Below are 3,867 nucleotides of genomic sequence, written 5' to 3' on the forward strand. Positions count from 1 at the left end.
GGCCAGCGCCGCCGCCGCGCTCTCGTACGCCGAGTTCGCCGGCCTCATCCCGAAGGCCGGCTCCGCCTACACCTACGGCTACGCGGTGCTCGGCGCCCCGGCCGGCGCGCAGGGAGTCGCGGGACGGCCGGGCGCGGAAGTCGTCTCCGCCGCGGACATCGTCGCGCCGGAAGTCGCCCCGGCCACCGCGGGCACCGCGGGAGTCCCCTCCGCGCGTGCCGCCGCCACGGGTGTCACCGGAGCGGAAGGCGGGACGCCCGCCACGGCCGGAGCCGCCGGCACGTCCACGACCGCGTCCATCACCGGACGGGGTGCTACGCCTGTTGATCACTTTGTCGTCTCCTCGAGATTTTCCACGTCGTCGGGGAGGAAGGGGGCGAGCTCAGGCAGCTCGCTCAGATCCCGCAGTCCCAGACGTTCAAGGAAGTATGAGCTTGTCCGGTAGAGCACTGCCTGGCTCTCCGGGTCGGTGCCGGCCTCCTCGACCAGCCCCCTCGCGACGAGCGTCCGCATGACGCCGTCGCTGTTGACGCCGCGCACCGCGGCGACGCGGGCACGGCTCACCGGTTGCCGGTAGGCCACGACCGCGAGTGTCTCCAGCGCGGCCTGGGTCAGCCGCGTCTGCTGGCCGTCGCGTACGAACCGCTCGACCAGCGCCGCGCAGTCGGCACGCGTGTAAAAGCGCCAGCCGCCCGCGACTTCTCGCAAATCAAAACCCCGCCCGGCGGCGGTGTATTCCGCCGCCAGTGCGCGCAACGCAGCGGCCACCTGATGCGTCGGCCGCTCCAGCACCTGAGCCAGCGTCACCTCGGCGACGGGCTCATCAACCACCATCAGGATAGCCTCAAGCGCCGCCTCCAACGACGGCCCCTCTCCGCCGTCCCCGCCGCCACCGGCGTGACCAGGCTCTTCACCCCCACGAGCAGCCGCCGCCGCAGAAGGCTTCTCGGCCTCGCCGGCATCTCGCCACCCGGCCCGCGGAACGCCCTCATCCGCCTCGTCCCGCACCCGGGAACGGGCCTCATCCACCGAAGGGGCCGCCGGCTCAGCCTCCGAAGACTCGGGCGTGTCCGGCGTCTCCGCGACCTCAGCCTTGTCCGGTGTCTGCGCGGCCTCAGGCGCGTCCGGTGCCTGCGCGGGCTCAACCGCCGAGGACGCCGCATCGGATGCCTGCGCGGCCTCGTCCGGCGTCTCCGGCTCCCCTGCGGCCGCGTTCGCCTCCGCCTGCCCGGCGTGTGGCGGTGCGTCGTCGACGGGCCCAAGGCCGGCCGCGTCGCCGGGCTCGGTGGCGTCGGTGCCCTCCACGCGAGGGGCGCCCGGCTGGACCAGGGAGCCGGGGAGGGTCATCCAGGCGGGCAGGGGCGGGTCGGAGTCGGGTGAGCGGCGTGGGTTGGGCAGCGGGTTGTCGTCAGTCATCAGTGCGTTTCTCCGCCGGTTCCTCGTAGTCGTCCCCCACCGCGACGTCGCCGTCGTCGGTGCCCGTCCAGGTCACGTGCAGCTCCCCCAGCGGCTCGACCTGGTCGAACGAGACCGCCGACTCGCGGAAGAGCTCAAGCACGGCCAGGAAGCGCGCGATCACCTCGATGGTGCCCGCGCAGTCGGCGGTGAGGGCGCGGAAAGTGGCCCGCCGCATCCGGCGCAGGTGCATGACCAGGATGGCGGCCTGCTCTTTGACGCTGGCGAGCGGCTGGTAGATGTGGCCGACGCTCACGGTGGGCGGCAGCTTGGGGGTGAACGCCTTGGCCGCGATGCGGGCGAGCTGCTCGGGCCCGATGCCGAGGATCAGCTCGGGCAGCAGGTTGGCGAACTGCTCCTCCATCGGCACCGTACGCGGGAAGCGCAGCGCCTCCTCGGCCATCCGCCCGGCGAAGACCTTGGCCACTTCCTTGTAGGCCTTGTACTGCAGCAGCCGCGCGAACAGCAGGTCTCTGGCCTCGAGCAGCGCCAGGTCCTCTTCGTCCTCGACCTCGCCCGACGGCAGCAGCCTGGCCGCCTTGAGGTCGAGCAGGGTCGCCGCGACCAGCAGGAAGTGGCTGGTCTGGTCGAGGTCCCACTCGGGCCCCCGCGACCTGATGTACGCGATGAACTCGTCGGTGACCTTGGAGAGCGAGACCTCGGTGATGTCGAGCTTGTGCTTGGCGATGAGGCCGAGGAGCAGGTCGAAGGGGCCCTCGAAGACGTCCAGATGAACCTGGAAGCCCTGGGTCTCGGTCTGCTCTGCGGTCACCTGGCCATTGTGGCAGGCGCGGGCCAGCGCGAGAGCACCTCGCGGGCCAGCTCACGGTAGGCGTTGGCGCCGAGCGACGACGGGTCGAACGTCGTGATGGGCTCGCCCGCCACGGTGGCGTCGGGAAAGCGCACCGTACGGTTGATCACGGTGTGGAACACCTTGTCGCCGAACGCCTCCACGACCCGGGCCAGCACCTCGCGGCCGTGCAGGGTGCGGGCGTCGTACATGGTGGCGAGCAGGCCCTCGATCTCGAGGTCCTCGTTGAGCCGCTCCTGCACCTTGGAGATGGTGTCCATGAGCAGCGCGACACCGCGCAGCGCGAAGAACTCGCACTCCAGCGGCACCATGACGCCGTGGGCGCAGGTGAGGGCGTTGATGGTGAGCAGGCCGAGCGACGGCTGGCAGTCGATGAGGCAGACGTCGTAGTGGGGCAGCAGCGGCTTGATGACGCGGCCGAGCACCTGCTCGCGGGCGACCTCGGTGACGAGCTGCACTTCGGCGGCGGACAGGTCGATGTTGCTGGGCAGCAGGTCGAGGCCCTCGACGCCGGTCTCGAGCAGGACGTCTTCGGCGGTGACCCCGCGTTCCATCAGCAGGTTGTAGACGGTCAGGTCGAGCTGCAGCGGGTTGATGCCGAGCCCGACGGAGAGCGCGCCCTGCGGGTCGAAGTCGACCAGCAGCACCTTGAGGCCGTATTCGACCAGCGCGGCGCCCAGGTTGATGGTGGTCGTGGTCTTGCCGACGCCACCCTTCTGGTTGACCATCGCGACCACGCGCGCCGGGCCGTGCACCGCGGGGGGCACCGGCTCGGGGAACACGGGTCTGGGCCGCTGTGTCGGGCCCAGATTGACGCCGTTGGAGGGCGCGTTGGTCTTGGTGTCGCCCCAGGGGTTGTCGGGGGTCCCCGGGGTCGAACCCTTGGTCGTCACAGTCACCAGCTCGAACCTCCCTGACGATCCCGAACCGGACCGTCCGGACGGACACTATGGCGTCACCACTTAACGCGGCAAGGCGGCACGCCGTGGGCGGCGCACGTCCCAAAAGACTATAGATCACTGCCGGGCGCGCGGATGCGCGGCGGCGTAGACCTCGCGGAGCTTGTCGACCGTGACCAGGGTGTAGACCTGCGTGGTCGTCACCGAGGCGTGGCCGAGCAGCTCCTGCACCACCCTAACGTCCGCGCCGCCGTCCAAAAGGTGAGTTGCGAAGGAATGACGGAGTACGTGGGGGCTTATCCCGTCGAGTCCGGCTCGTTCGGCGGCGGCCTGCAGCACCTCCCACGCGCCCTGCCTGGTCAGCCGCCCGCCGCGGGCGTTGAGGAAGACGGCGGGGGTGCCGCGGCCGTGGGCGAGCAGCCCCGGCCTGGCCCGCACGAGGTAGGCGTCCAGCGCGGCCCGCGCGTAGCGGCCCAGCGGCACGATGCGGGTGCGGCCGCCCTTGCCGCGCAGGCGTACCTGGTCGTCCTCCAGGTCGTCCACGGCCAGCCCGACGGCCTCGGAGATGCGGGCGCCGGTGCCGTAGAGCACTTCGAGCAGGGCCCTGTTGCGCAGCGTGAGCGGCGCGCCGTCGGGGCCGGACGCGGCGATGAGGCGCTCGACCTCGGCGACGCCGATGGCCTTGGGCAGGCGGCGGAGCCG

The 3,867-nt window shown here is 71.5% G+C and carries 4 protein-coding genes; all 4 read right to left on the bottom strand.

Annotation, left to right across the window (positions count from 1 at the left end; translation table 11 throughout):
- Positions 1 to 327: 327 nt before the first annotated feature.
- The gene (scpB, locus tag ABZW11_RS46055) at positions 328 to 861 is read right to left on the bottom strand and encodes an SMC-Scp complex subunit ScpB (protein ID WP_355432868.1); all 534 of its coding nucleotides are present in this window, start codon (positions 859 to 861) and stop codon (positions 328 to 330) included.
- 547 nt (positions 862 to 1,408) lie between these two features.
- Positions 1,409 to 2,227 carry a segregation/condensation protein A gene (locus ABZW11_RS46060; protein ID WP_355432862.1) on the bottom strand — a complete coding sequence of 273 codons (819 nt, stop codon included), beginning with the start codon at positions 2,225 to 2,227 and terminating at the stop codon, positions 1,409 to 1,411.
- Positions 2,224 to 3,165 carry a ParA family protein gene (locus ABZW11_RS46065; protein ID WP_185073132.1) on the bottom strand — a complete coding sequence of 314 codons (942 nt, stop codon included), beginning with the start codon at positions 3,163 to 3,165 and terminating at the stop codon, positions 2,224 to 2,226. Before ABZW11_RS46065 ends, ABZW11_RS46060 begins: the two co-directional genes overlap by 4 nt.
- A 117-nt stretch (positions 3,166 to 3,282) precedes the next feature.
- Positions 3,283 to 3,867: tyrosine-type recombinase/integrase (locus ABZW11_RS46070; RefSeq protein WP_355432865.1), on the bottom strand; the 585-nt coding region annotated here is incomplete at its 5' end.

This window comes from Nonomuraea sp. NPDC004580 (assembly GCF_040609855.1).
GTDB lineage: Bacteria > Actinomycetota > Actinomycetes > Streptosporangiales > Streptosporangiaceae > Nonomuraea > Nonomuraea salmonea.